A 26,238-nucleotide genomic window follows, 5' to 3' on the forward strand; every position below is an offset into this window, starting at 1 on the left:
AGAAGCACAAATCGATTTATGGTATGACTTTTTGGAAAGATCATCGATCTCAGGGCAAACATTCAAAAAATCAATGTCTCTGCCATACGATCCGCTACCATATTCAGATGTGTTGCTTTTAAATGAACAGGGTACTAAATTTGTTGCGAATACGACGAGTGATGAGAGTGGTTACTATAGTTTTGAAGAAATTCCAAATGGAAACTATACGCTTGTTTCAATGAATTATTCAGACAAATGGAGAAAAGTAGAAGCTGACATTCTTGTCAATGGTTCTTCTGTGGAACAGGCATTGAACCTAAGTTCAAGAGGAGTTTCAGAAGCACAAATCGATTTATGGTATGACTTTTTGGAAAGATCATCGATCTCAGGGCAAACATTCAAAAAATCAATGTCTCTGCCATACGATCCGCTACCATATTCAGATGTGTTGCTTTTAAATGAAAAGGATTTGTTAATCACAAACATTCCACACCTTAACATATCCATAATAACAGGTTATGAAAGCTATTCTTCAAAATTAAACAGTGTAGTTGAAAGAATTAATAGTAATTCTGACTACAACATAGCAGTTTCATACTATCTGCGATCTACAATTGACAATGATGTAGATTTTACGGAGACGGACATCATTTATGTCAATATGTTCACTGCTACTGCTTCAGTGATATCCGATAATATTGATGCAGCAATTGCAAACGGCACAATGGTTGTGGGCTATAACACTTACCTCAATGAAAATTATGTGGTCCCGGCGGGTTTCTCCAATGAAGAGGATTTCGAAGACCATCTTCAGGATTACTGGATATATGGTGCCATAGATGATTCCAACTTTGACAATCTGATATTCTTCTTAGCCACCACTTTCGGTGATCGTAATGATCTACAAGTGGAAGATCCTACAGGTTTAGATAGTGCAATATACCATCCCGAAATGCCTGCACCATATTTCACTGCCAATGCCAGTGAATACTTTGATTGGTATAGCAACAGGAATTCGACAGAATATTCCTTTGATGAGAATGCACCAACTGTTGGTCTGACATTCTACAGTTCATATTATCCTGATGACATGGCAACTTATGATCAGATAATAGAAAAACTCGAAAACAGAGGCATGAATGTCATCGCATGCTATGGTTCAAGCAGCGAACATGTGGACCCTTTCTTTGACCACAGTCCTGAAACCAAAGTTGACCTGATACTTTCAACCACTTACCGCAGCCAGTACTTCAACATATCTAATCTGGGTGTACCGGTGATGAATACTGTACTCAACGGCTACATGAACCTGACAGAGTGGCAGGAAACAAGTAATCCATTACCAAATACCTATATGCTGAGGCTGTACAGACCGGAGACATTTGGATGGATCGATCCGATCATGATCGCATCAGAAGAAGTCGATTCCCAGGGTAATGATATTTACGTTCCTGTTGACAGTCAGATTGATTGGCTTGTGGACAGGGCTGAAGCACAGACAGAACTTTCTTCAAAGAACGAATCTGACAAGAAAGTAGTTATCCTGTACTATAACCATGGAGCAGGAAAAGACAACATCGGTGCTTCATACCTTGAAGTCGTCCCAAGTATCAACAATCTTCTGAAAGGAATGGCCGACTCCGGTTATGATGTAGAAAGTTCAAGCATTCCCAACGAAACAGAACTTGTAGATCTCTTTGTGAAGCAGGGTACAAATATTGGAACTTGGGCTCCCGGAGAACTGGAAGACCTTGTCGAGACAGGCAAAGTGACATTGATCCCTGAAGAAACATATAATGGTTGGTTCGATGAGCTTCCTGAAGAAAGAAAGCAGGAAGTAGTTGAAATGTGGGGTGAAGCTCCCGGAGAGATCATGGTATACGAAGATCGTTCAGGTAACAGTTTCGTCGTCATACCTAAAATAGAAGTTAGTGACAACGTGATCCTTGCCCCGCAACCTACAAGAGGATGGTTACAGGACAATGATGCACTCTACCACTCTGGAGACCTGCCACCTCACCACCAGTACATCGCATTCTACCTCTGGTTGCAGAACGAATTTGATGCCGATGTGATGGTAAACATGGGTAGACATGGTACTGTCGAATGGTTGCCTGGAAAAGAATTCGGTCTGTTCAGGGACGAGTGGCCTGCCCTCATGGCCGCTGACATACCTGTAGTGTACCCATACGTAATGGATGGTATGGGAGAAGGCATGCAGGCAAAACGCAGAGGCAATGCGATCATAATCGATCACCTCATACCACCTGTGGTAATGTCCGGAAGTTATGGAAATTATACCGAATTGAACGACAAGATAAGTCAGTATAACGCTCTTTCCAGTGACCCGAATATGCAGGAGTTACGCTATAATGAGATCGTTAACCTGACACTCCAATTGCACCTAGATGAAAGAGTCAATATGAGTCATTCCGAGGATGAGTCGACAAGGGAAGAGTTCCTGGATGAACTTGATGATGTTCTCAGGGAACTAAGAACTACATCCATGCCATATGGTTTGCATATCCTTGGTACTTCACCGCAAGGTGAACAGCTAAGTGAAATGGTCTGTTCCATGCTTGGAAATGATTTCAAGGAGGAAGTCGCACTGTACAATACATCCGAAACTGCACCAGTGTTGCTTCTCGACCTTGTTCTGAATCAGGGATTAAATTCCACGTTTGCTCAGGAACAGGTTCTTGGTGTTGATAACAGTTCAGTTGCAATGGATGATTATCTATCAGACGCTACGGAATATGCCGGCAACCTTGCCCAGAGTGAGGATGAGATACAGCAGGTTCTCAAAGCAATGGATGGTAAATATGTAGAATCCAACCTTGGAGGAGATCCAATCCTTCGTCCGGATGCACTTCCATCAGGCAGGAACTTCTATGCCTTCGATGAACAGCTCATACCAACAAGGCAGGCCTGGGAACTTGGAATGAATCTTGCGAACGAGACCATTGACATGTACAAGGCTGAAAATGATGGTGAATATCCAAACAAGGTTGCATTTATCCTTTGGGCCGGGGAATCCACACGTCACGAAGGTGTGATGGAAGCAGAGATCCTGTACCTTCTTGGTGTAAAGCCTGTTTGGGAAAAAGGTGAAGTTGTAGACGTGGAGTTGATCGATTCTTCAGAACTGGGCCGCCCACGTATAGACGTACTTGTGCAGATATCCGGTCTTTACAGGGACACCTTCCCGCATAAAATAGAATTGATCGACAAGGCAGTCTACCTCGCATACAATGCACCTGATAATGGATATGGTGAAAAAGAAGAACGTCCTACGCCTGAATATATCCCATATGCTCCTGCAGAGAATACGAACTTTGTAAGAGAAAATACCAACAATATCTATGAAGGACTGAATACAACCTTCCAGAATGAAACCGCTTCCATGACCATTTCCCTGCTCAGGATTTTCGGTCCTGAGGACGGTGCCTATGGAACAGGTATGGCAAATGCGATCTCTGCAAGTGATACCTGGGACAATAATACCGTTCTTGCTGACCTTTACATGGAAAGGATGAGCAATGCATATGGTGAATATGTCTGGGGAGAAAGCGTAGAAGATATCGTCAGCCAGTGGAATGTAGCTGATAGCTCCGTGGATAATGAGGAAGTCTTTGGTGACAACCTTGAAGATGTAAATGCCATCTTACACAGCCGCAGTTCGAATACATATGGTGCCCTTGACACCGATGACTTCTTCCAGTACATGGGAGGATTAAGTCTGGTCGTAGGACAGGCTTCCGGTACAACTCCGGATACCTACATAATGAACCTCCAGAACCCGGATGCTGAAACCATAGAAACCTTGAAAACATACCTTTCAAGAGAGATCGTGACAAGGTATCTCAACCCTACATGGATCGAAGGTATGCAGCAGCATGGTTTTGAAGGTGCAGGTATGATGGGTGATTTCGTTGAAAACCTCTGGGGATGGGAAGCTGTCTGCCCGGATCTGATCGATGACTACGTCTGGGACAATGTGTATGAAACATACATGACAGGTGAAAATTCTGAATGGATGAAAGAGAACAACCCTTATGCATACCAGTCCATGAATGCAAGAATGATCGAAACTGCAAGAAAGGGTAACTGGGATGTATCTGAGGAGGTACTAAAAACTCTTATAAAAGAGTATGTCGAATCGGTAGCTGAGAACGATGTTACCTGTTGCCACCACACCTGTGGGAACCCTTCGCTCGATAATTTCATATCCGGACAGATATCTCTTCTAGGAGTAGATGTGGACAAAGATGCCCTGGACAAGTACAACGAATTGATGCAGGAAGCAACACATCGTTATCCTGAAACGAGTTCCCACAAGAGCAGCTCGAACACACCTTCTGCAAACATAGTCAATAGTACAAGCACAAGCACTGATGCCGCAGGTTATGGAACTATTACAGAACAGGCACCTGCAACAGTGGATGACAACTACGTGGAAGGATACGAGATGACAAAGGAAACAAGCTCTGAAGAGAAGGCATCATCAAGTGGTTTCTCAGGATCAGATGTAATAGCTACTGCAGTTGTTCTCCTTGTTGTAGGAACTATCATCTATGGATTCCGCAGGCAAAGACTCTAAAAATAAGTGGCATCCTTAAATGGATGCCTGTTTCTTTTTCATATTTACTTTTTTGATTGCTTAATTATTCATTCATTCATTCATTCATTCATTAAGCAAAGATCTCTTCCAGTCCGTCCTTCAGATATGGATACATTGCATCAGTATAACCATGTGCTGTGCCATCAACGGTTCCGAATGACTTCGGTTCTTCTGCTTTCCCGAACGTTCTCATGGCGGCATCATAAGGAATGATGGTATCATTGAGAGAGTTTATCATCACAAAAGGACGCGGTGATATGTTGCCAACATAGTTGTCAGGGTCGATCGATATGTAAAGATCATAAGCTGCCTGGTCAATTACATCTTCCCTATCGATAGAATCAGATCCATATCCACTTGTACTTATGCCGATAACACCGGAGATGGAATCATCGATAGATGTTGCAATGATTGCGAACCTGCCTCCATTACTCGAGCCAAGCATTGCTATCTTCGAGCCATCTATTTCAGGCTGGTCACGCAGTACATCTGATGCCATCAATGCATCATAGACCATGAGGAATTCCACAGGCTCAGCGCCGTTCCTGAAGAGCATGACATCCTTTTCTACATCTATTGCACCAAGATTGCGCTGGTCGATGACGATGGATGCATAGCCCATTTCAGCCAGCAGCACAGAAAGTCCATGTTCACCCTCTTTAGTGATTCCTGCACCTGGCAAAATTATCACTGCAGGAACTGCATTACTATTATTGTTGCTCATCCCGGGAATTCTCAGAAGAGAATTTATCTGTGTTTCCCTGCTTGTGTAAGAGATGGTCTTTACCGTATAATTGGAGTTAGAGTCATCAATATCCATAACAGAATATTCGAGTTCTTCACGTTCAGGATATGACAGCAAGCCATCTTCTGTCATTACCCATTCATCGTCCTGGTTGTACATAATGCCGTAAAACCCTGCGAGCAATAGTGACAGGCCGATTAAAAGCACAATGTTGTTGTGACGTTTCATGAATGGTTGCTTTGGTTTGATCTTAGCCATAGCTAATCAAATGGTTGCACAATAAAAAAAAGGTTTTCCGTGCCAGAGCTGACACGGATAGGATAAATTGAGTTATTTCTTTGGTGGCCAGTTCTGTTCCATCCAGCCAGGAAGTCTTCCTGAGTCTGCCGGACCGATCATTACTGCTGCACCGGTCTCGTCTTCCACATCACCCTGAAGACGTGCTGCAAGTCCCGGAAGTACGATAACATTGTTGTTAAGCTTCTCCTTTATGTCGAAGCCTGCATCTTCCAGTCCCTTCTTGATCTTTGCAGCTGTGAGCTGACCGCCTGCTACAGCAGCTTCCACACCAATACCATCGGTGTCGATAGCTGTGAGGTAACAGTCAATTCCATTGGATGACAGGTCGCTCTCTACAGTGTAGTATGTCAGGGCGAAGTTGGTTGTGACAAGCATTGGTGAATCTGCTGTTGGAGAACCTACCTCGTAGACTGCCGGATCTACTGTGACCGGCTTACGTGGGTCAGTGTAGATCGTATCACGGATGTGAACCTGTGGCAACTGTGCGTATGGCTCGATACTGTGGAGTATCATGATATCGCCGTATTTGACAGTGAACACTGATGCGACCACGGTCTCCCAGTAGGATGCACTGACATCGTCATCGTGTGCCATCCATGCTGTAAGAGGCACTGCCATGATCGGGAATGCAATGTCGCGGTCACCGTTGATGCCTGCCCTTCTGATCTTCAGGAAGTTCTGGAAGGTTGTTCTCAGTCCCTTGCCTGTGGGGAATGTTCCCGGATCGAGGACAACATCCTCAATACCATTCTCTGAGAATGTCTTGGCCAGTGATTTGAGCATGTCAAGATCATTTGGTGCAAACACTGTCACAGGAACATTGTATTCCTGTGCAAGAGCTGCAACTTCCTGCCAGTTGTCCTTGTTAGCTGCATAAAGAAGTGGTCTCTTCTCTGCTGCCACCTCAAGTCCTGCTTTGAGGACTTCAGGATTGAATGAACAGAGGACCATTGGAAACTCAGTTGTTTCCATTACTTTCTTTACTGCTGCTGCGAACTTTGCAGGATCATCTGAAACGCTACGCACTGCGATCATGTCAAGTGTCAGGAAATCTCCTACATAAAATTTCTTGAAGTCCTGTATCTTGTTGACCCTTTCCACAAGGTCCTTCTCATCCATAGTGTCCCAGACATCGTATGCGAATGCGGTCTTGTTGAAGAATGTAAGTTTATGACGGTGCAATACATCATCGCCACCGATACTCACTGCCTTTTCACCGACACCGATCACAACTTCCCTGATCTCAGGTGCAAGAAGTGCTTCCAGTTCATCATACTTTTTCTTGTACTTCTCCTCACTTACAAGAGGTGTACAATCAGTAGTTTTCAATGACCTGTCAATAAGGTGGGATGCAAATGCCATACAGGATGTTTCGCCACACTCACCACAGTTGGTGCCCGGAAGGAATTTATAAGCTTCAAGAGGGCTGTTAATTTTCATTTATCACACCTCCGCTCCGACCCAGTTAGTAATGTCGATCTCATCTGCCTCAATGGAACCATAAAGTGTCTGTGTGATCTCCTTGAGAACCTGTACAGATGTTGGATGCATCATCATGAACATGTCGTTTCCTGCAAGTGAGAGTGTAAGACCTGTGACGATCTCCCAGATAGGACCTCTGTACTCACGTGGACCCCAGTCGGAATCCTGCTTGAGTGGAGATTCCTTCATCCATGACTCACGGGCACCCCATGCATTGGTAGTACCGGAAGACATCGGGAATGTCAGTTCTTCATCACCCATAAGACCTGCAAGCCTTATACGTTCCATGTTAGTATAAGCATAGTCCAGACCGTAACCAAGAGCTGCGGTTGTTGGGTCCATTACGATACTATCCCTTGGGACACCACACTGCTTCATGAGCTTCCTGTTAAGTTCTTTCTGTGCATTGATCTCAAGCTGTGTCCATGACAGTACTGCATGACCGTGATCTGTTGCAGCCTTTGCAACTCTTTCGTAATCAAGGTTAAGACTTGCAGATGCCAGCAGTACACGCTCGCCTTCTGCAGCCTCTGCTGCCTTTTCAAGGACCTCAGGGTCCTTCTTTGGATTACCTGAACCACCTATGACAATAGGCACATCAACGGCCTGAAGAACATCTTCTACGACCTTTGCTGCTTCCCTTGCAGGTGTATCGTTTATGAGAGGATCTGTTGAGATAAGGTGTATGGTGACCATGTCTGCATTGAAGTCACGTACGACCTTCTTTGCCCATTCCGCAGGATCGTTGATAACATCTTCATAGTTGCCTTTGACAGATTTTGCCATTCCGATAGGCATATCGAAGACATCCATTGTAACGTAGTTGCGGTGTGGCATTTCAGCATCGAAGTAATATGGAAGTGCATTCTCGCCACCCAGAGTGATAGTGTTCTTCCTGGAACCGCCATCTGCTGATGTAGCACCAAGGGTCACTTCCTGGATAGGAGTTGCCCATTCGCTCATCTTTGCAACATCGAACTTTGCAGGAATAAGCTCCTGTATCCTGGACTGTCCGGCTACGGGTGCCTGTGGAAGTCCGCCCATGGATGCAGCAAAAAGCTGGTCAACAGGGTATCCCAACATCCTTGCGATGTTTGCGACATGTAATGAGATCTGTGCAGCTTCATGACCAAGTGCATAGGCCATAGCAGGATTAAGACCTCCGCCTCCACTGATATCAAGCTCGATGTCTCCCTCGATCGTCACCCCTTCAAGTGACTCGACATCAAGATCTTTTAGAATATCAGTAAGACCTGATAATTTCATCTTATTTGACATATGAATTCCACCATTTGATTATATGAAGTAATGAAAGTTCTTATAAACCAAGTTTCTCCGCGATCTTTCCAACCTCTTGTACAGCAACAGACTCGTCAGGAAGGTCGAAAAGAGGCAGGCCCTTCAAGTCCCTTTCTGCGATCATACTGTCCATGGGAACAGTTCCGATGAGTTCGAGATCAAGATCTTTTGCAGTTTTCTCGATTTCTTCCTTATTGGCATCTGTGACCTTGTTCGCAACAACATAGATATTCCTGATATTGGTCTCAAGTTCCTCGGTAAGTTCCCTGATGCGCTCGGCGGTCCTCAGACCACGTCTTGAGCCATCGGTAACCACAATGAGATCATCAACATCACGGATGATCTTACGACTGAAATGCTCAAGTCCGGCTTCGGTATCAAGAATAACAACATCATAGTTCTTTACGACCTTGTCCATGATACCACGAAGCAGGTTATTAACATAGCAATAGCATCCGGAGCCTTCCGGACGACCCATTACGATAAGGTCGTAATTGGACATCTCCTCAAGGATCTCATAGATCTTTGATTCGAAGATTGACTCCTTGTTAATGTCAGGAGGGAAATTGTCCCTTTCATCCAGCATGAACTGCTTCATATCACCAACTGTCTTGACAGTCTCGCAACCAAGGGTTTCCGGAAGGTTCGTATCCGGATCTGCATCGATAGCGAGGACCAACTTATCAGTTCTTGTAAGATGGCGGATAAGAAGACTGGTTATTGCAGTCTTCCCCGTTCCACCCTTACCTGTTATTGCAATTACTTTTGTCACAGAAGACCTCGTTTACTCCTTTTTCTGGATTATCACTTTGTCGATGGTTACCTTTGCATTCTTGAGGATGATCTTGACACCGCCGGTTCCGGATGAAGGTGGCATCATCATTGGCATACCCTGCATTGGCATTGCTGCCTGCATCATTGCCGGTGCTGCAAATGTTGCTTCTTCCTGAACCTCTTCTTCTGCCTCAGGTTCTTCCTCTGCTTCCCATCTCTCGACTATTGGATGGTTCTTGTCAGTGAGGAAACTCCTCAATGAATCAAGGTCCGGAGCATCTTCTTCGGTTGCAACCTTATCAGCAATATCAGTAGGTATGTCAGAAAGCACACGGTCTTTCAGGTGTTTTGGCATCCATACAACACGGTCCCATCCACCATCGGACTGAATGAACTTTGGTGACCTGAAGTAATTGATACCGACACCAAGGAAACCAGCTACCTGCTTTCCACCACCGGTCTGACCTGCCATTGTAGAGAATGGAAGACCATTTGGTGCAGTGCCTGCATAATCCCTGTCTACCCAACCAATACCATCTACTTCGGGGATGTAGAAACCCACTACCTCAAAGCAACCACATGATGTGTGTGGATATTCAAAGAAAGAGTGAAGTTTGATACGGTCATATTCACCGCTTGAAAGTGACTTTGCGATCTCGTTCACACCGGAGTACTCACCGGATTCAGCATCGATCACATCGCCTTTTGGAATCGCGAACTGTGGACCTTCAGGATCGACCTTGGCAGCTGCCCTTCCGTCGAACCAGTTGATAGCACCACAAAGTGAGATCCTGTCTGGTGTGATGACACAGACGTTGGATGGAGCAAATGACTGACAGAGACTGCAGCCGTAGAAAGTGTCTACGTCCTCATCGTGCAGGTCACGTGTCCTGTCATCTCTTGACTTGTAGATGGCCTTTACATTATCCATCTCTTTCTCGATCTCTGCAAGATCTGTCACATAGACAGCCTCGACCTTTTCTATGAATGGAAGCTCGTTCTTGAAGAGCATCATAACAGCTTGTGCTATTGGCTCAAAGGATGTTAAGCCCTTAGCCACAGCATCCTTGCTGACACGTATCCATACATCGTAACGCTGGTTCAAGTGCATTAAACCCTGGATGTAGTTCTGGAAATCGTGGTTCCTACGTTCAACGATAGACTCAAGGTCTTCTTCCACAAGTTCTCCTGCGATCTTGTAAATCATTGCGAACGGGTATCTTGACCCTTCTTCCATCTCTGAAAGATCAGGGCCGATAAGTGTGAACTTACCATCCTCGATCTCATCCATAGGTGTAGCTCTTACAAGCTCGTAACCTTTTGATTTCGGTCCTGAGAGTTCGACGTGCATGCCGTCCTTTCTAATCCTTTCCCCTTCAAACATAGGGGATATCTCAAAGGGATATTCCTCTGCCATATTTTGTCCTCCGTAATGGTCATCTAATGTTTGTAATATGATTTATGTGATTTTGTCGGGTCTTAAAGATTCTCTATCAATTCATCCAGTGCTTCAAGGAGTACCTCAGGGGTTATGTTCCCAAAGGACATGGTAGCATTCTGGAGGTAATACCTGTCGATAGATATGGTCTTAAGGTTCGTAAAATTCTTCAGACCTGAATATACCTGATTGATATAATACTTGTAATGTCCCAGCGTGATAATTGTATCATACTGTCCTTTCCCGTCAAGGCCGGTCCAGTTAGGATCACATAGATATGTTGCAAGGGCGTGAATGTTGATGTATTTAGCATCCACATCGGCATCTACAAAGCCCTTCATAGAATGACCGGTAGCTGCTACCGGTATATCAGCTTTCTTTGCGATCTCAATGGCATGTTTCAACAGCTCTTCATCTTTAAGGATCTGGGATCCCACAACGAACAGAGGACGCTTTGCCTTCGATATCAACTTGCCGGCAACATTTGGCTGGACCGCTTTTGAGGTCTTGCAGCCATATGTGCAGTGCATCTGAGTATTTTTAATAACGTCGACCATGATTTAAGCCTCCTTGCAAAGTCTCTTAAGGTTGGTAGGCTGTGCTGAAACATCTGATTTCATCACCGGTCCTGAAAGGATCTTCTTCCTCTTCCAGTCGATCTCCCAACCATGCTCTTCTTCCAGTATCTTCAGCAGCTCTTGACGTTTTGCAAGCGGAAGATCTGTTTCTGTCCTGACATAGTTCTGCCAGTCATCTGGCATTACACCAAGATACTTCTGGCTGAGCTCGATATAATGCGTCAGCTTGATCATCCTTCCCATGTTGTTGTCACTTGGGCGGATACAGCTCTTTGCGAGCATAGGCATCATTTCTTCGATGGTTTCAGAAGTTGTGAGCAGGAACTCCGGGGCAGCCGGGATCTTCATCTCACTGCCATTCCTTGCATCGTACACATTCCACTTCTGGTCCTCGTAAGGCTTTGCGATCAGTGCCCTGCGGTACTTTGAACCGTGAGGTCCAAGGATGACAGGGATACCGAGCCTTGTGCAACCTGTACCTATGGATGCAGCTTTCTGGGAATATGCTCCCCATGCAACACCAACAGCACCGACACGGTTTAGTGAGTAATCAGCAAGTTCTTCGTAGTTCCCTGAAACCTTTTTCTGTGCAAAGATCGCTGCGACCTTGATGACAGCTGCAGTTATATGTGCGTTGGATACACAGGAACCTACGTTAATAAGTCCACCACTCTTGAATTTTGCAGGATACTTTTCATAAAGTGTCAGGCCATCCTCGTCCTTGTACATTCCAAGGTCCATTGCAGAACATCCTGAAACAACAACAATATAGTTCCTCTGAAGCATCTCCTTTGCAATGTCGAAAAGGTCCTTCGTACCATCAGGGTAATTGGAACATCCAACCATTGCAACAATTCCCGGTGTTGTACCAAGGACAAGGTTAACACCCTCTTCCCTGATCTCAGGGTCACTGATAGGTCCTCTACCTGCACGTACCTTTCCGATCTCGTTGCGGATCAGTTTCTGAGAGGATTTCTCGATAACGTTAACGATATCAATATCTTTTGGACAGGCAAATTCACATCTGCCACATCCGATACACTTGTCATGGATCCACTCGAACTTTGTGAAGTCACCCTCTTTTGCGAGTTTCATTGCTTTACTTATTGGCAGGTTGTCAGGACATGCTATTTCACAGGCAAGACAGTGGACACATTTGTCGACCTGGTCTTTTAGCTCTTCCTCTGTAGGAAGTGCCTTAATACCTTTCTGCTTCCTGATCTCAGACATCATCATTGCAAGTCTTGGAGCGATCTCTCCGACCTTCTCGAAGTCGAGCAGCAATGCTCCTGGTTCCTTTCCACTTGTAAGGTCAGCAAGGATATCTTCGACATCATCATTGGAACGATCTTTCAGACCGTACATGACCTTGTCATTAGTAGTGATCACAGGTATCATGAGCTTCTGTGCTTCCGGAAGAACATCTGCACGGATGCACTGCTCATCAACAACGATAACATCAGGAGCACCTGATCTGATCATCTTAAGCTCTTTTGCAAGGGATCCTATGATCTTGGCCTTAGGAACCTGATCCTCTGCTGAACCGTCCATCTTGTAACGGGTCATGTCAAGTGCAGTACAGCACAGACCGCCAAGCTCGATCTTATCGGTAAGATCGTTGTCTTCCATGTAATCAATAATATCAGTGACAGCTGCTACATTGTGACCGATAACAATGAGATTTGGCTTGGATGGATCTATGCAACCCATCCCTATGTCTGCAAGTGGTGGGTTTGCATCAGATTTAGGGAAACCGAGACACGAGATCTGGACAATGTCGGAAACTTCCATACCTACATGGTCGATCATACCACCGTGCATTGCCTTTGACTCAAAGTCAATAGCTGCCCCTTCCTGACCTGCGTGAACTGCTGCAAGCAATTGCGTGAGCTGTTCTTCCACATAGTTCAGTACAATATCAAGATCACCAAGTGTTTCTGGTTTGAGACCTGTAACAGCCTGAACGTTCGGAGCTATAATATTAGTAGGTCCGACATTTATAGGATAATCTTTCCCGTACAGGTCGATCATATGGTGAAGAAGGTGTCTTCCATGTCCGGCGTGTGCTGCTGCACCTGTCATGACACGAAGCATGAACTCACGTGCATTGTGGGCTTCAAGATTGATACCACAGGCACCTTCTTTATTTCCACTCAAGTCACATGGACCGAAGGTACAATAACAGCACTGGTCACACATTGGAGTATATATCGGGTTGTATCTTTCAAAGATAGTATGATCCCACTCCCTCAATGAAGAGACACCTGGCTTAGGTGTAGGACCCATTTCCTCATCGCTTTTTTCCATCTGTTTATCAATAGCACCTACAATGTTATTGATAGTAATCTGAACATTTTCAAGGTCGCCGATAGAAAAACTACCTGTAGTTAGCTCACTCATATGTTTTCTCTCCTCCTGGATTGAACATTTAATAGTTAGACGGGTATATAGACAATTTCCCCGTGGTGTTACGAATTGAATAAAACGTAATAACTGATGCACAGTCTTTTGAATGTTGAATGTAGTATGCGTATCTCATATATAAGCGTATCTGTAATTTGTCATGATTATACCAGACAATTCTTTTGTGAGTTTACACCGTTACAAAAGCTAAAAACAAGAGGAGTATCCAGCAAATTTTAAAAATTACCATTACGGTATAAAATAACGAGTGGTGTCGGGATGAGTACCATTAGAAATCATTTTATTTGATAGCAGATATTAACATATTAGATCCGGATAATATTATTTGTGATCGGGAGGATACTTTGGATAATAAATGCTGGATATGTGGCAAACAGGAACCCATGATGTTTACCTGTCGTCATTGTGGCAAAACGTTCTGCTCAGACCACCGACTTCCTGAAAGACATGCCTGCGAGGACCTTGATCGCAATGCAGGATATTCTTCAGGGACTTCCGGGACGTCAGGGAATTATAACAGAAGCAACACCGGAGGTCAGGCATACGGACCGGAAATGGATGACGTTATAAAGAATATGATGAAGGATGCAGCCAGAACTGCTGCAAAAGGAGCAGCTACAGGTGCAGTTCACAGGACAAGGTCATCAATATCGACAAGTCCGTCAATGGCCATTATATTCATCTGCATCATTTCATTCTTCCTTGAGCTGATACCAGGCTATGTGGATTTCTTCCAGCTTGTCCCGAACACGATATTCTTAAAGCCCTGGACCTTGATAACTCACATGTTCCTGCATGCCAGTTTCGGGCACATATTCTTCAACATGCTGGTACTGTTCTTCTTCGGAAGAGAACTGGAAAGACGCATCGGAAAGGACATGTTCCTGTATGTTTACTTCATTTCAGGAGTTGTAGCAGCCCTTGGATACGCCCTGACAAGCAGTGTCAGCTACCACCCTATGGTCGGAGCCAGCGGTGCTATCATGGGAGTTTTCGCAACACTTGCTATATTAGCCCCGGATATGCAGGTATATGTCTACTTCATACCTATGAAGATCAAATATGCTCTCTTGCTCTTTGTACTGCTTGACTTTACGTTAATAGGAGCTCCTGATATGATCGCTCATACTGCTCACCTCAGTGGTGTTCTGGTAGGACTTTACATGGGAATTCGGATCAGGAATAACAGAAAACAACGCAGAAGAGCAGAATATGATCCTCGAAGGTGGTGAATCTGAATCCTAATACCCGCCACCTTGCAAGATACCGGCCAAGACCTGAAGAAGGGGAAGAGGTCCCCATACAATTTATTGAAATGGAAGAAAAAATTGCAGGTTGGTCACCTGAACTTAAAAGGACTATCTACCTCACTGCGCCATGCAATTATGATCCTGACAAGCTTAAACGTGTGCGTGAGGTATTTCTTCTTAAAGTATACAACTGGTTGCTTGATGGAATAAGTGTAATAGAACTATCGCACACAGAACGCATCCAGTTCGAAGATGTGCTGAATGATTTTCTGCTCTACGGAGGAGAATTGCGTTATACAAGAAAAAAACAGGGCAAAAAGGCCATCAATCATTTCAGGCTTGAAGACCGGCCTGTTGAAGTGCGTGCAAAAAGAAGTTCTCTTGAAGAAATATTGTAAACCTTTATTGTAAGATCGAATATTGATTTTTGATATTCTTTATGAGATCATTTTTTGGTATTAATTTTTAATATTAGTTTTTGAAATCGTATTTTATATTATTTTCATTAATGCTGATCAGAACATATGCAAGAAAAAATGAAGGATATCGAATTAGAATTGTAAGAACTATGAGTTGATTTGGAATTCTCAAACCTGCTAACAACAATAAGCTTTATCCATTAAGTTGGCATTAAAGATACATCAAATTTCTATCATTTATTGTTCATGATCTCTTAAGAGGTGCTATTTATGGAAAATGATCCATTCAAGGAAATTCAGAGACAGATCGAGGGACTTAAGCGTCAGCTACAGGAAAAAGATGAAATGATCATGGACCTGGATGGTCAGATCACTGAGTTGACAGCTTACATTAATATGCTTCATGAAAGGTTCACGGGTCTTTCTCTGGAGATGAGCGAGCTATTTGATTCCAATCCTTCTAAAAAGCGTGGAACATATGCAAGGGATTCAATTGTGTATCACTCTGGATCTGAAGAAAAGGAATAATATCTTTCAATTCTTTTTTTAAACTACGTACATAGTTAATGCTTTAAGGCAGCCAAGGTATAGTTAAAATATGAGTTTCCTGAAGCTGCCGGATCACAAGACCAAGATAGTATGCACCATCGGACCTGCTTCTTCTTCGGAAGAGGTCTTGCGTGAACTTATACTGAATGGGATGAACGTTGCGAGGATCAATTTCTCCCATGGCAGTTTTGAAAGCCATGGCAAGGTCATCCGTACGATCAAAAAGCTATGCAAGGAGCTGGATGTTGTTGTTTCCATTATGGCAGATCTTCCGGGCCCGAAGATCCGTGTGGGCCAGCTTCAGGATGAGCCTCTGAACCTGCAGAAAGGGGATAAGGTTAGACTGACCACTGATAAGATCGTAGGCTCAGGTGATCTGATCCCTGTGGATTTTGATAAACTTCCCTATTGTATTGCAAAGACCTCAGACGTTTACTTCAATGATGGCTTCATCCAGATGAGATGTAATGGTGTCTGCAGCAATGAAGCCGAATGTGAGGTCGTTGTTGGAGGCCTGCTTTCCTCTCATAAAGGTGTTAACCTGCCCGGAACCGATCTTTTGCTTGATCCTGTTACAGAAAGGGACCTTGAGATCGTGGATTTTGTTTTAGATGAAGGGGTGAACTGCTTCAGTGTATCCTTCATTGTGAGGGGATCCGATATCCAGAAGGTGAGAGATCACGCTGCTAAAAAAGGTCGTTCTGTTTTCCTTGTAGCAAAGATAGAGAGAAGTCAGACCCTGAAGAACATTGATGACATAATGGATGTGACCGACGGTCTGATGGTTGCACGTGGTGATCTTGGAGTAGAGATCCCAATAGAAGAAGTCCCGATCGTCCAGAAGGAACTGATCCATAAAGCAAATCTTCGCGGAATTCCGGTGATAACCGCAACCCATATGCTTGAGTCCATGACCGAAAATATCAGACCCACTCGTGCCGAAGCAACCGATGTGGCAAACGCTATCCTTGATGGGACCGATGCTGTGATGTTATCCGGTGAGACAGCCGTTGGAAAATATCCGGTAGAGACCGTTAAGACCATGGTCAATATTGCAAAGAAGACCGAGATGTGGCGTACTAGCACAGGTTTTGGTCTTGACCTTATCAGAAAAGGCATCGACGAGACTACGATGAACATCAGTGATGTCATTTCAGTTCAGGTGCACGAAGCGATAAAGAGGCTTCCCATAAAATATGTTTTAATACCTACGTATTCCGGAGGTACCCCAAGACGCATCTCAAGATTCAAGCCAGATGAATGGATCATTGCTATGAGCCATCTTGATATGACCTGTGAACAGCTGGCATATTCATATGGCGTATATCCTGTTAAAGTGACGGATGGATCCGAAAACCTTGAACAGAAAGCCAAGGAGTCCCTGAGATTAAAGGGCATAGGTGACCCAGGTGACATGATAGTCCTGACCCAGGGTCACACAGGTGGCACAAACCTTCTGAAGATAATCGAGCTTACGTGATCTAATTGAATAGAATTGAACTGAACCAAATTTGATTGATTTGAACTTAATCGGTCTGGTCTGTTGAACCAGACCTGATGTTCGAAGTTAAAGTATGCTCTGCAAAAGCAGTTGTGAGATGTCCTGCATATCTATCTCTTCATTTTTTTCATGGCACACGTTTTCCAGATGATGATAACAGAACGGACAGTAGGATACGGTGCCATCAGGCGTATCTTTTAAATGTTCAATGGTAAGCATTGCAACCTTTGATGAGATCTCGGGGAAATTTGGTTTTACTCCACCGGGGCCACCACAGCAAGCCCTTTTCCTGTCAAAAATCTCCCTGACCTCAACACCCATTGATGAAAGGATATTCCTGGGGATGTCGGACATTTCCATAATTGCACAGGCATCCCTGACAGATACCGTCTTATTCAGCTTCTTTGGGGTAAGTTTTCCTTCATCAATAAGCTGATCGAAAAGTGAAAGTGAATATATCACTTCAAATTCAGGCTCACGGAAGAGTTTCGGATATTCTTCCTTAAGGACCGTGTAACATCCCGGACATGAAGCAATTACCCTCTTTATTCCAAGGGATTCGATATATTCCACATACTTTTTGGCATGTTCCTTAGCTTCTTCAAGATGCCCGTTGTCTATCAGGAAAAGACCACAGCACGTCTCTTCCGGAATGGTCCTTGGTGTTATGCCTCCTGCATTGAGTATCCTGATGGTGGAGCGAGCAATGTCCTGATGTGCAAATGCTATCCAGCAGCCTGCCATGTAAGCCACATCCGAGCTATCTGAAAGTTCAAGTTCATCGGTGACCCAGGAGTTTCGAACTGAAGCATCTTTTCTTCCCGGACTTCCTGCTTCGAGAATGTTCCTGCATATCTGTGTGGTTCTGGCAGGTTCTTTTTCCTGTTTTGCCAGTATCTCCCTTTCTCTCTGTATAATATCCGTGATCGGGATGTTCATGGGGCAGACATCATCACAGGCACCGCAACGGGTTGAAAGGTAAACATCATTGATTTCTTCCTGCTCAAGTTCATCACCATCGATCAGCTTCTGGAGCAGCATTATCTTCGATCTTGGCGTATACTTATTGTCTGTCACTTTTGCAATATGGCAGACATCATAGCATTTCCCACAATCGGTACAATAATCCACAGCAAGCAGGTCTTCGTCCATTTAATTGCTCCTTTGTTCTTCCGATGGCATCATATATCTCCTGATACATCAAGCCTTGTATGGGATCACTGCTCATCTTTATATTTATTATTATTTTTATCAGTGTTCTCACGATCAGATTCCATGTCACCCCTTTCCTGACCCTCATAGCAGCTGCATTCATATTTGGCATACTCAGTGGTATGAGCGAATGGCTGGTCCAATATGTCACCGGGGGTGCAGGACGTATTTTCTCCCTTCTGGGTATTCCTATCTATTGCGGAGCAGTGATTGGCCAGATACTGAGGCACGGACACTTTATTGAAAAGATCGTGGAAGATGTGAAACGAACCATTAAAGCTCCTGATATGGCTGCAGGAGTGGTAGGGTATCTTCTTTCCATTCCACTTATGTGCTGTCTCACCGCATATGTTGTGATGCTTCCTCTTATTGAACAGATGGAGAAGGAACATTCTTCAGGTGGAAGACTTTTCTACATGGCAGCCTTCGGAAGTGTGCTTTCATTCGTACTTATCCTGCCATTACCTGTTGTTTACAGCATGACCACCACTTTTGGAGTGCCGGGATCTGAGAGCTTTGGTATCAATCTCATAACTATTCCTCTTTCCCTGTTCCTTCTCGGTATCGGTTATGTTGTCTCGAAAAAACTTAGCAAAGGTCCACAACACCCGGTTCCGGAACTTGAAGGACTGGTAGAACCTGTTATGCTTTCCCTGCCCCGATGGAAGGTCTGGCTACCCATAGCACTGCCTGTTTTCCTGATAACGATCGGTTATCTTTTCTCTCCGCTCTCAGCCATCAGTGACGTGAACATTGCTCTTGTTATCTCCGTGTTCGTTTCACTTCTGCTCGTCAGTGAAGGACCTCGCAGAATTGCACTTGAGAAAGGGACCAAGAATGCCGGGATCATACTCTTCGACCTTTGCGGTGCAGGAGCCCTTGGTTTTGTGATATCCGCAAGCAGTTTCCCGGATGAGGTCTTTGCCCTGATATCCGGTATCCTTCCGGTGGTGGTAATACCATTCGTGCTTGCAGTCCTCATACAAACTGCCCAGGGATCCCGAGTTGTTACTGCGGTCATCACAGCAACCATTCTCGCCGGTACAGATATTGTTGCTTCGATCCCGACCATTCCTCTCATACTGATGATCTCAGCAGGCACATTGGTAGTTTCATATGTGAGCGATCCTTATTTCTGGCTGGTGCAGCGCTCCACAGGAGACTCCATACCCACTGTTGTGCGCAGGTTCACGCTTCCTCTTGCAGGTGCGGGAGTTCTGATCTTCTGTTGTGCCATGGTACTTTCCATTATTGGATGAAACAGGCAGGATAACTCTAAAATCCTATCAGGTCAACCTATAATGTATGCTGTCGGATAGGATAGTAGTTACTAAAGGTGACATTGTAGAGTTGGATGTCGATGCCATCGTAAATGCTGCCAATAACTCCCTTCTGGGAGGAGGAGGCGTGGATGGTGCCATACATGCAGCAGCAGGACCACAGCTTCTTGAAGAATGCAGGAGCCTGAAAGGCTGCCCCACGGGAGAAGCAAAGATCACCTCGGGTTATCTTCTTCCTGCAAAGTGGGTGATACATACTGTCGGTCCGATCTGGAGAGGAGGAACTTCCGGGGAAGATGAAATGCTGGCTCGCTGTTATCGTAATAGCCTGAAGCTTGCGGAAAGGAATGGTGTGAGAACGATCGCCTTTCCTTCAATAAGTACAGGTGCATACGGATTTCCTGTGGATCGGGCTTCCAGGATAGCAATAACTGAGATCGCTGGTTTCCTTGGGAAGGATAGTTCTATCGAGAAAGTTCTGATAGTTTGTTTTAATGAAAGAACATTTGATAGCTATTCCCGGTCTCTTGAGGAACTGGTGGCAGAAGACAGTCATAACTAAAAATATGATGGATTTCTTTATCTTTTCCAAGAAGTTATATATTACAGAATATTATTTTTAAATATGTATCAATTGAATTAAGCATGTTAAGACAGGTGGGTGATGGTAGAAATAAGTTTCTACAGAACAATTTACTCTTTTCTTTTTCTTCTTATCATATAAATGGCTGAAATTAACAACCCTGATGCTGCAATGGATAATTCGAATCCGGCCGATTCCTCATTAGTTGATTCACCTGTAGCTATTGCATCACCAAAAGCATAGACTCTGCCATCTGCAATGGTAAATACCATTCCATCCGAAACGGCTGGAGAGGACCCTCCGTATCTCGAGTTCCATATCAATTCCCCGGTAAATGCGTCCAAGGCACATGTTCCATTAAGTCCGGTATAATCATCTTCGGTCTCAAGAGCGGTGCCTACAAATACCTTTTCATCTGCAACGGCAACCGAACAGAGCCATCCCCCAATCCCATCACCAGGAGTCGTATTCCATTTGAGATCCCCGGTTGTTGCATCGAAACAGTATGTCTGCAGATCACTGTATCCATAAATTCCTCCGGAAACATAGACGTTGCCATAAGCCACCGTTGGTGTTGAATCTGTTCGATGTATCGACCTTTTCCATAAAATGGAACCATTGTTTTTGTTCAGTGCGTAGATCTCGCCTTCGCCATAGAAATTGTAGGTAGTCACATAAACAATATTACCATAGATTGTTGGAGAACTACAGCAGTTATACACAATTTCACTCTGACCCCAGATAAGGTCGCCTGTATTTGAATCAACACAGTAGACATACCCTGCATGGGTCTGCCCATATTCCCAGCTTGTGAAATAAACCCTGCCTTCCTCATATGCAGGTGTTGCCTGTGCATTCCCGTTTGCACTAAAATTCCATAACTCCTCTCCGGTAACTTCATCGAAGCAGTAATAGTGACCATCCCACTCACCTTCGAATAGTTTCCCATCTGCCACTGTTGTACCACTGTTAACCGAATCTGGCAAGCCACACCACACACTGCCATTGTGGTAGGCAGGAGAAGCTATTGAATTATATTTGGTGCTACCTCTGCTGTGATTTTTCAGAAACTCACCGGTATACTGGTCTAAAGATTTAACGTAGTCACCACAGTTTACGTAAACCATTGAGTCGGCAATAACAGGTGATGAACCTTGTACTGCCCCTATATCTTCGCTGGCCCATAATATGTTGTTCGTATCCGGGGCATCAGATGGGGAAAATCCGGTATTTTGAGCATCCTTATGGAACTGCTTCCACTCTTTTGGGATTGACTCCTGAATGCAATAGAGGTATCCACCATCCGTTCCAAAGTAAATTTTACCATCAGATATTGCAGCACCTTGCAATATGTAGCCATCATCAGGTGGATTATATTCCCAGGCAAGAGATCCATCTTCTTTCAGGCAATAAAGAGAACCATTGCTTTTTGCCCCTGTAAAATAAATGTACGTCATATCACCCTCTAAAGCAAGGGCTGGCGACGACTTCACACCTGCATCAACGAAATAAGACCACAAAATATTCCCGGTTGAATCTTCCAAACAGGTGAGATTACCTGGGTAACCATGTTCCCCCTGTCCGACATAGATTTTCCCATCATGGATAGCAGGTGTTGATGTACTGAAACCATTCTGGGTACACCAACCATTATTGATGAACTTTCCATTATCATATCCGATCTTCCATACATATCCTAAAGACTGTCCTCTTTCTGAAGTCGTATATACGAATCCATCGTTGTATGTTACAGATGAACGGAACATACCAGGATCATCCTTTGCAAAATCGAGGACTTCAGAAGTAAGATCGATCTCATCCACAAGCCCTCCGTTTTCTTTATCGAGGCTTACCAACTTACCTTCGTGCGTTGGATATACAATGAAATCCCCTATAACGCATGCACCATTCCACAAGAATCCTGCAGATCGCTCATTAGCATATTTCCAGAGCTGTTGTCCGTTCTCATCGTAGCAATAGTAATATTTTGTAGCAACCCCACCCTTGAGCCCATCTCCGACGTATATCATGTGATCGAAATAGGTAATAGGACATTCAAAGTTGCTGTCAGTTACATGCTCATTCCAAAGCTCTTCACCTGTTAATCCATCGAATGCAAACAGGTTACCACTATTGCTGGCAACAAATATTTTCCCATTGCCGTAGGCTGGTGTTGATGATTGAAGCACACTTCCCCCAGTGGTTTTATTTCTCCAGACCAGATCCCCATTGTTCTTGTCAAATGCCCAGATGGAACCATTCGTTGTATAGATATAAACAAGATCGTCTGCAATTATAGGTGGGGCATTGATACCATTCTTTTCATACATAGAGGTGGTAACACTCCAGGCTGTTTCCGGATTCTCCTTGACTACAGGGTCCTGTGTTAATGCGGTATGTTCCCAGTCAGACTGAAACTGTGACCAATCGGATGATGTGGCAACTGTCGATATTGAAGCTAAAAATATAAAAATGAAAAAAAGTACGAACGTTTTATCAGATATTCTTTTTTTGTTCATTTTACATTCATCCTTGACACAGAATCGTCTGACCCTCACTTACCTCAAATTTGAATCCACAAAAATATTGATAATTTTTCAGTCAACATCTACAAAGATCTGTAGAAACAAACCGTCCTTATCTTATTGTTTTTGATTTCCATCCTCCACTTCCAGAGTCGCTTCAGCTGTGACCTTAAATGGTGAAATACCAGTGGTTTCTGCTCTGAAATAGATGGCATCATTATCCTCCCTTTCCTCGAGTTCCTCCGTGTTCAGAGAGTTCCATTCATCATCATAGAACCTGTTCAAAGTGATTGTAGATATGTTTACATTACTCGTGTTGATTTCTGATTTTAGTACTCTGAACTCCACAGTCATATTTTCCGTGCGTTCAGGCGTTGCAAATCCAACCAGGGTAGACCAGACGTCAAGATTTTGGAAATCACCGGTTATTGTTTTTGTGTACGAAGAATTAACTTTATATTCATCTATATTCTTCACTTCTGAGAAATTTTCATATGTTATGGCAAATGGCGAAAAACCGGTGGTTTCTGCTCTGAAATAGATGGTATCATTATCCTCCCTATTTTCGAGCTCCTCTGTGTTTAGAGAGTTCCATTTATCATCATAGAACCTGTTCAAAGTGATCGTGGATCTGTTTACAGTACTTTCGTTGATTTCTGATTTTAGAACTTTGAATTCTACAGTCATATTATCCATGCGTACAGGGGTTGCAAATCCAGCTTTACCGATCCAGATGTTTATGTATTTATAGACCGATTTCTCTATTGATGTTGCATATGTAGAATTGGAATTCAATATCTCAACAACGGCAGCTTGTTTCCCCCAATTCTGCTTCGCGTCAAATGATACTGAGGTTATATAGTTATCAGGATCATAGAACTCATACGTTGTTTTATGACCAAATGACATAAACCTTATACTTGTCTCGAATACAACGATATTCTCAGGCGCTTCTCCAGTACTATATAATATGTTTGCTGAACCACCGCTACCTCCACTCCTGCTGCCCCTATCACTAACCGTTTTTTTGTTTGTTAAGCCAAACAAATAATTCGTGTCAGTACCATAATATATCCATCCATCAGATATCGCAACACCTGCAAGAGACCAGTCTGTTTTCCCCGGTTCCCCATATGACCATTGTTCTACAGGATTGCTGTTCCCATTGTAATCTTTAAGGCAATAGACCATTCCATTTGCAGCGTTTGTTGTGAAATAGATGTAAACGTTTCCATTTCCTGTATCATAACGTTCCGATAAAGCAGGAGAGGACTTTACATCACCGGATACTGCAAAAGTCCAGATACCAGTTAAATCGGATGCATTTAAGCAGGATAAAGCTCCAGCACTTCCGACATAGACCTTTTCATTGTAGATTGCAGGTGTAGATACACTGGGACCTATATACGTGTTGTAACTATCCATGGTGTCAAACTTGCCAGTGCTATGATTGAATCCAAGGACAAAACAGTATCCGCCTTTTGATGTGAAATATAGCCTATCACTGTTCCAAACAATAGAGGATCGGATCTCTTTTACATCAACACCAAAAACGAAAGAGGCATCAATTTCATCAATAGTATTGCCCGTAACTTTTTCAACCGAAGTCAGATGTGATTTGTCATCGCCGTAAATCAGATAATCCCCTTTCACAGCTGCGCCTGCCCAGTAATAACCTCCGCCACTGGTAGAATCACGACTCCAGAGCTCAGTACCGTCCTCCACATCGTAGCAATAGTATGTTCCATCAGTGGATGAGCCACTGCCACCACTGACACAATCCCCGAAAAATATACGTTTATTGTCGTATGTAACAGGCGTATTCAGTTGATTACTGGATACCTTAATATCCCACTTTTCAACTCCTGTCTTTGCATCAAAAGCATATATTTTTCCATTTTTAGTTGGAACAAAGATCATGTTCTTCCCGTAAGCGATATTTGCAAGAAGGAAGCCACTTCCACTTGAAGAGTTTTCCCAGGAAATGTTCCCCGTATTTTTATCGATGCCATACACTTTGTTGTCACCGGTTGCCACGTATACAAGATCTTCAACAACTAGGGGCGCAATGTCGATGTTAGAAGATAATTTCTGTTCCCATGACAAGGAACTACCAGTCATCGGATCGGATATCGGTGCTTCATCCTTTGTAACTCCGGAGTTAATTTTGTCCTTCTGGAACTGAGACCAATCGGATGCGCATGCTATACCCGACAAGATGCAAATGAATAGTATTGCACTCAAAAAAAAAGCGAAAACGTTTTTATTTTTTTTGTTCATCCATTTAGCCCCCAAACGTCTATATTCCAAATCTCAATATGAGAGTATCGGGAAATGCTCTTCATCACTTTCCCGACACGGTCTCAATATTTGTATGTCGATCTATCACACCCTTCTTTTCATGATAAAGATAGCTGAGATCAACAGTCCGAATACTGCAACTATTCCTTCATATCCGGGCAGACCTTTTTTGGTTTCTTCGGATTCATCGATTGGTGTATCAGACTGCTCTGCCGAACCTGCATCCGCATCAGGTGCAATTTGACCTTCATCCTCGTCTGGCTGTGGTTCTTCAGGAGTAACTGTTTCTTCTTCATCGACAACTGTCAAAATAGTGGCAGGACCTGTTCCGCCACTGCTGCCACTTCCAGTATTACTTTCAATTACTGTAGATATGTTCAGGACATACGTTGCTTCACCGATGATGGGGTCATATGTCGTACTGTTCGTTGGACAGAACCAGAAACTGACAACATCCCCGTTCTTCAGCGTATTTTTACTAAGTCCTTCAGAAGCTGGCACATCATTGATCAAGATCGACCATGATTTAGAGGTAGGACTCCATGGTTCATTGTTAGTTCCATTAATTCCATTGATCCAGAACGAACCGAATGATGCATACCATTCGTCTGTTATGTTGATACTAAAACCAGCACTTTGATTAGCAGTCACAAGAGCTCCAAGATCGGTGAAATTATTGATCTCATAACTTGCAGACTGATTGTTGGTAGGCACAAAATCAAACGTACCGGATGGTAGCTCAACCTCGCCATCCCATATGACAGTTGTAGGTTTCAGAGTAATGTTCAGGACATACGATGCTTCACCAATGATGGGGTCATATGTCGTACTGTTCGTTGGACAGAACCAGAAACTGACAACATCCCCGTTCTTCAGCGTATTTTTACTAAGTCCTTCAGAAGCTGGCACATCATTGATCAAGATCGACCATGATTTAGAGGTAGGACTCCATGGTTCATTGTTAGTTCCATTAAT

18 protein-coding genes are annotated in these 26,238 nt (G+C 43.8%); 7 read left to right on the forward strand and 11 right to left on the reverse strand.

What is annotated here, in order from left to right:
* Nucleotides 1–73 precede the first annotated feature (73 nt).
* A complete protein-coding gene (gene cobN, locus E7X56_RS11140; protein WP_244603510.1) occupies nucleotides 74–4,582 on the forward strand; it encodes a cobaltochelatase subunit CobN in 4,509 nt (1,502 codons plus the stop codon).
* Between the two features lie 91 nt (nucleotides 4,583–4,673).
* Here cobN and E7X56_RS11145 read toward each other — a convergent pair whose 3' ends face one another.
* The 7 genes from E7X56_RS11145 to cdhA all read right to left on the reverse strand — a co-directional run bounded on the left by E7X56_RS11145 (nucleotide 4,674) and on the right by cdhA (nucleotide 13,619).
* On the reverse strand, nucleotides 4,674–5,606 hold the full coding sequence (locus E7X56_RS11145; RefSeq protein ID WP_135606819.1) for an alpha/beta hydrolase: 933 nt from the start codon (nucleotides 5,604–5,606) through the stop codon (nucleotides 4,674–4,676).
* Between the two features lie 72 nt (nucleotides 5,607–5,678).
* Complete coding sequence (acsC, locus tag E7X56_RS11150) at nucleotides 5,679–7,088, reverse strand: acetyl-CoA decarbonylase/synthase complex subunit gamma (protein WP_135606820.1); 1,410 nt, start codon at nucleotides 7,086–7,088, stop codon at nucleotides 5,679–5,681.
* A gap of 3 nt (nucleotides 7,089–7,091) precedes the next feature.
* A complete protein-coding gene (cdhD, locus tag E7X56_RS11155) occupies nucleotides 7,092–8,408 on the reverse strand; it encodes a CO dehydrogenase/acetyl-CoA synthase subunit delta (protein ID WP_135606821.1) in 1,317 nt (438 codons plus the stop codon).
* A 40-nt stretch (nucleotides 8,409–8,448) separates the two neighbouring features.
* Nucleotides 8,449–9,201: an AAA family ATPase gene (locus E7X56_RS11160; RefSeq protein ID WP_135606822.1), complete on the reverse strand. Its 753-nt coding sequence runs from the start codon at nucleotides 9,199–9,201 to the stop codon at nucleotides 8,449–8,451.
* A gap of 12 nt (nucleotides 9,202–9,213) precedes the next feature.
* A complete protein-coding gene (cdhC, locus tag E7X56_RS11165) occupies nucleotides 9,214–10,620 on the reverse strand; it encodes a CO dehydrogenase/CO-methylating acetyl-CoA synthase complex subunit beta (protein WP_135606823.1) in 1,407 nt (468 codons plus the stop codon).
* Nucleotides 10,621–10,682: 62 nt separating this feature from the next.
* Nucleotides 10,683–11,198: a CO dehydrogenase/acetyl-CoA synthase complex subunit epsilon gene (cdhB, locus tag E7X56_RS11170; protein ID WP_135606824.1), complete on the reverse strand. Its 516-nt coding sequence runs from the start codon at nucleotides 11,196–11,198 to the stop codon at nucleotides 10,683–10,685.
* 3 nt (nucleotides 11,199–11,201) lie between these two features.
* On the reverse strand, nucleotides 11,202–13,619 hold the full coding sequence (gene cdhA / locus E7X56_RS11175; RefSeq protein WP_135606825.1) for a CO dehydrogenase/acetyl-CoA synthase complex subunit alpha: 2,418 nt from the start codon (nucleotides 13,617–13,619) through the stop codon (nucleotides 11,202–11,204).
* A 368-nt stretch (nucleotides 13,620–13,987) separates the two neighbouring features.
* Here cdhA and E7X56_RS11180 point away from each other — a divergent pair, with 368 nt between their 5' ends.
* From E7X56_RS11180 to pyk, 4 genes are all read left to right on the forward strand, one after another.
* Nucleotides 13,988–14,875, forward strand: a complete 888-nt coding sequence (locus E7X56_RS11180; protein WP_135606826.1) for a rhomboid family intramembrane serine protease — start codon at nucleotides 13,988–13,990, stop codon at nucleotides 14,873–14,875.
* Nucleotides 14,872–15,291 carry a hypothetical protein gene (locus tag E7X56_RS11185; protein ID WP_244603511.1) on the forward strand — a complete coding sequence of 140 codons (420 nt, stop codon included), beginning with the start codon at nucleotides 14,872–14,874 and terminating at the stop codon, nucleotides 15,289–15,291. The genes E7X56_RS11180 and E7X56_RS11185 overlap by 4 nt, the downstream gene beginning before the upstream one ends.
* Before the next feature lie 291 nt (nucleotides 15,292–15,582).
* Entirely contained in the window at nucleotides 15,583–15,840 is a 258-nt protein-coding gene (locus tag E7X56_RS11190) for a hypothetical protein (protein ID WP_135606827.1), read from the forward strand.
* Between the two features lie 79 nt (nucleotides 15,841–15,919).
* Complete coding sequence (gene pyk, locus E7X56_RS11195; protein WP_135606836.1) at nucleotides 15,920–17,341, forward strand: pyruvate kinase; 1,422 nt, start codon at nucleotides 15,920–15,922, stop codon at nucleotides 17,339–17,341.
* Nucleotides 17,342–17,428: 87 nt separating this feature from the next.
* Here the strand turns inward: pyk and E7X56_RS11200 are convergent, their stop codons facing one another.
* Nucleotides 17,429–18,514 carry a (Fe-S)-binding protein gene (locus E7X56_RS11200; protein ID WP_135606828.1) on the reverse strand — a complete coding sequence of 362 codons (1,086 nt, stop codon included), beginning with the start codon at nucleotides 18,512–18,514 and terminating at the stop codon, nucleotides 17,429–17,431.
* Nucleotides 18,515–18,573: 59 nt separating this feature from the next.
* Between E7X56_RS11200 and E7X56_RS11205 the strand changes: the two genes are divergently transcribed.
* Together E7X56_RS11205 and E7X56_RS11210 are read left to right on the forward strand one after the other, a co-directional pair.
* Complete coding sequence (locus tag E7X56_RS11205; RefSeq protein WP_135606829.1) at nucleotides 18,574–19,833, forward strand: GntP family permease; 1,260 nt, start codon at nucleotides 18,574–18,576, stop codon at nucleotides 19,831–19,833.
* A gap of 46 nt (nucleotides 19,834–19,879) precedes the next feature.
* Nucleotides 19,880–20,416 carry an O-acetyl-ADP-ribose deacetylase gene (locus tag E7X56_RS11210; protein WP_135606830.1) on the forward strand — a complete coding sequence of 179 codons (537 nt, stop codon included), beginning with the start codon at nucleotides 19,880–19,882 and terminating at the stop codon, nucleotides 20,414–20,416.
* A 131-nt stretch (nucleotides 20,417–20,547) separates the two neighbouring features.
* Here E7X56_RS11210 and E7X56_RS11215 read toward each other — a convergent pair whose 3' ends face one another.
* The 3 genes from E7X56_RS11215 to E7X56_RS11225 form a co-directional block, all read right to left on the reverse strand.
* Nucleotides 20,548–22,956, reverse strand: a complete 2,409-nt coding sequence (locus E7X56_RS11215; protein WP_135606831.1) for a PQQ-binding-like beta-propeller repeat protein — start codon at nucleotides 22,954–22,956, stop codon at nucleotides 20,548–20,550.
* Between the two features lie 123 nt (nucleotides 22,957–23,079).
* Nucleotides 23,080–25,242 carry a PGF-pre-PGF domain-containing protein gene (locus tag E7X56_RS11220; RefSeq protein ID WP_135606832.1) on the reverse strand — a complete coding sequence of 721 codons (2,163 nt, stop codon included), beginning with the start codon at nucleotides 25,240–25,242 and terminating at the stop codon, nucleotides 23,080–23,082.
* Nucleotides 25,243–25,347: 105 nt separating this feature from the next.
* Nucleotides 25,348–26,238, reverse strand: an 891-nt coding sequence (locus E7X56_RS11225; protein ID WP_167879534.1) for a DUF4430 domain-containing protein, incomplete at its 5' end; no start/stop codon positions are given.

The organism is Methanococcoides sp. NM1 (assembly GCF_900774285.1).
Lineage (GTDB): Archaea > Halobacteriota > Methanosarcinia > Methanosarcinales > Methanosarcinaceae > Methanococcoides > Methanococcoides vulcani.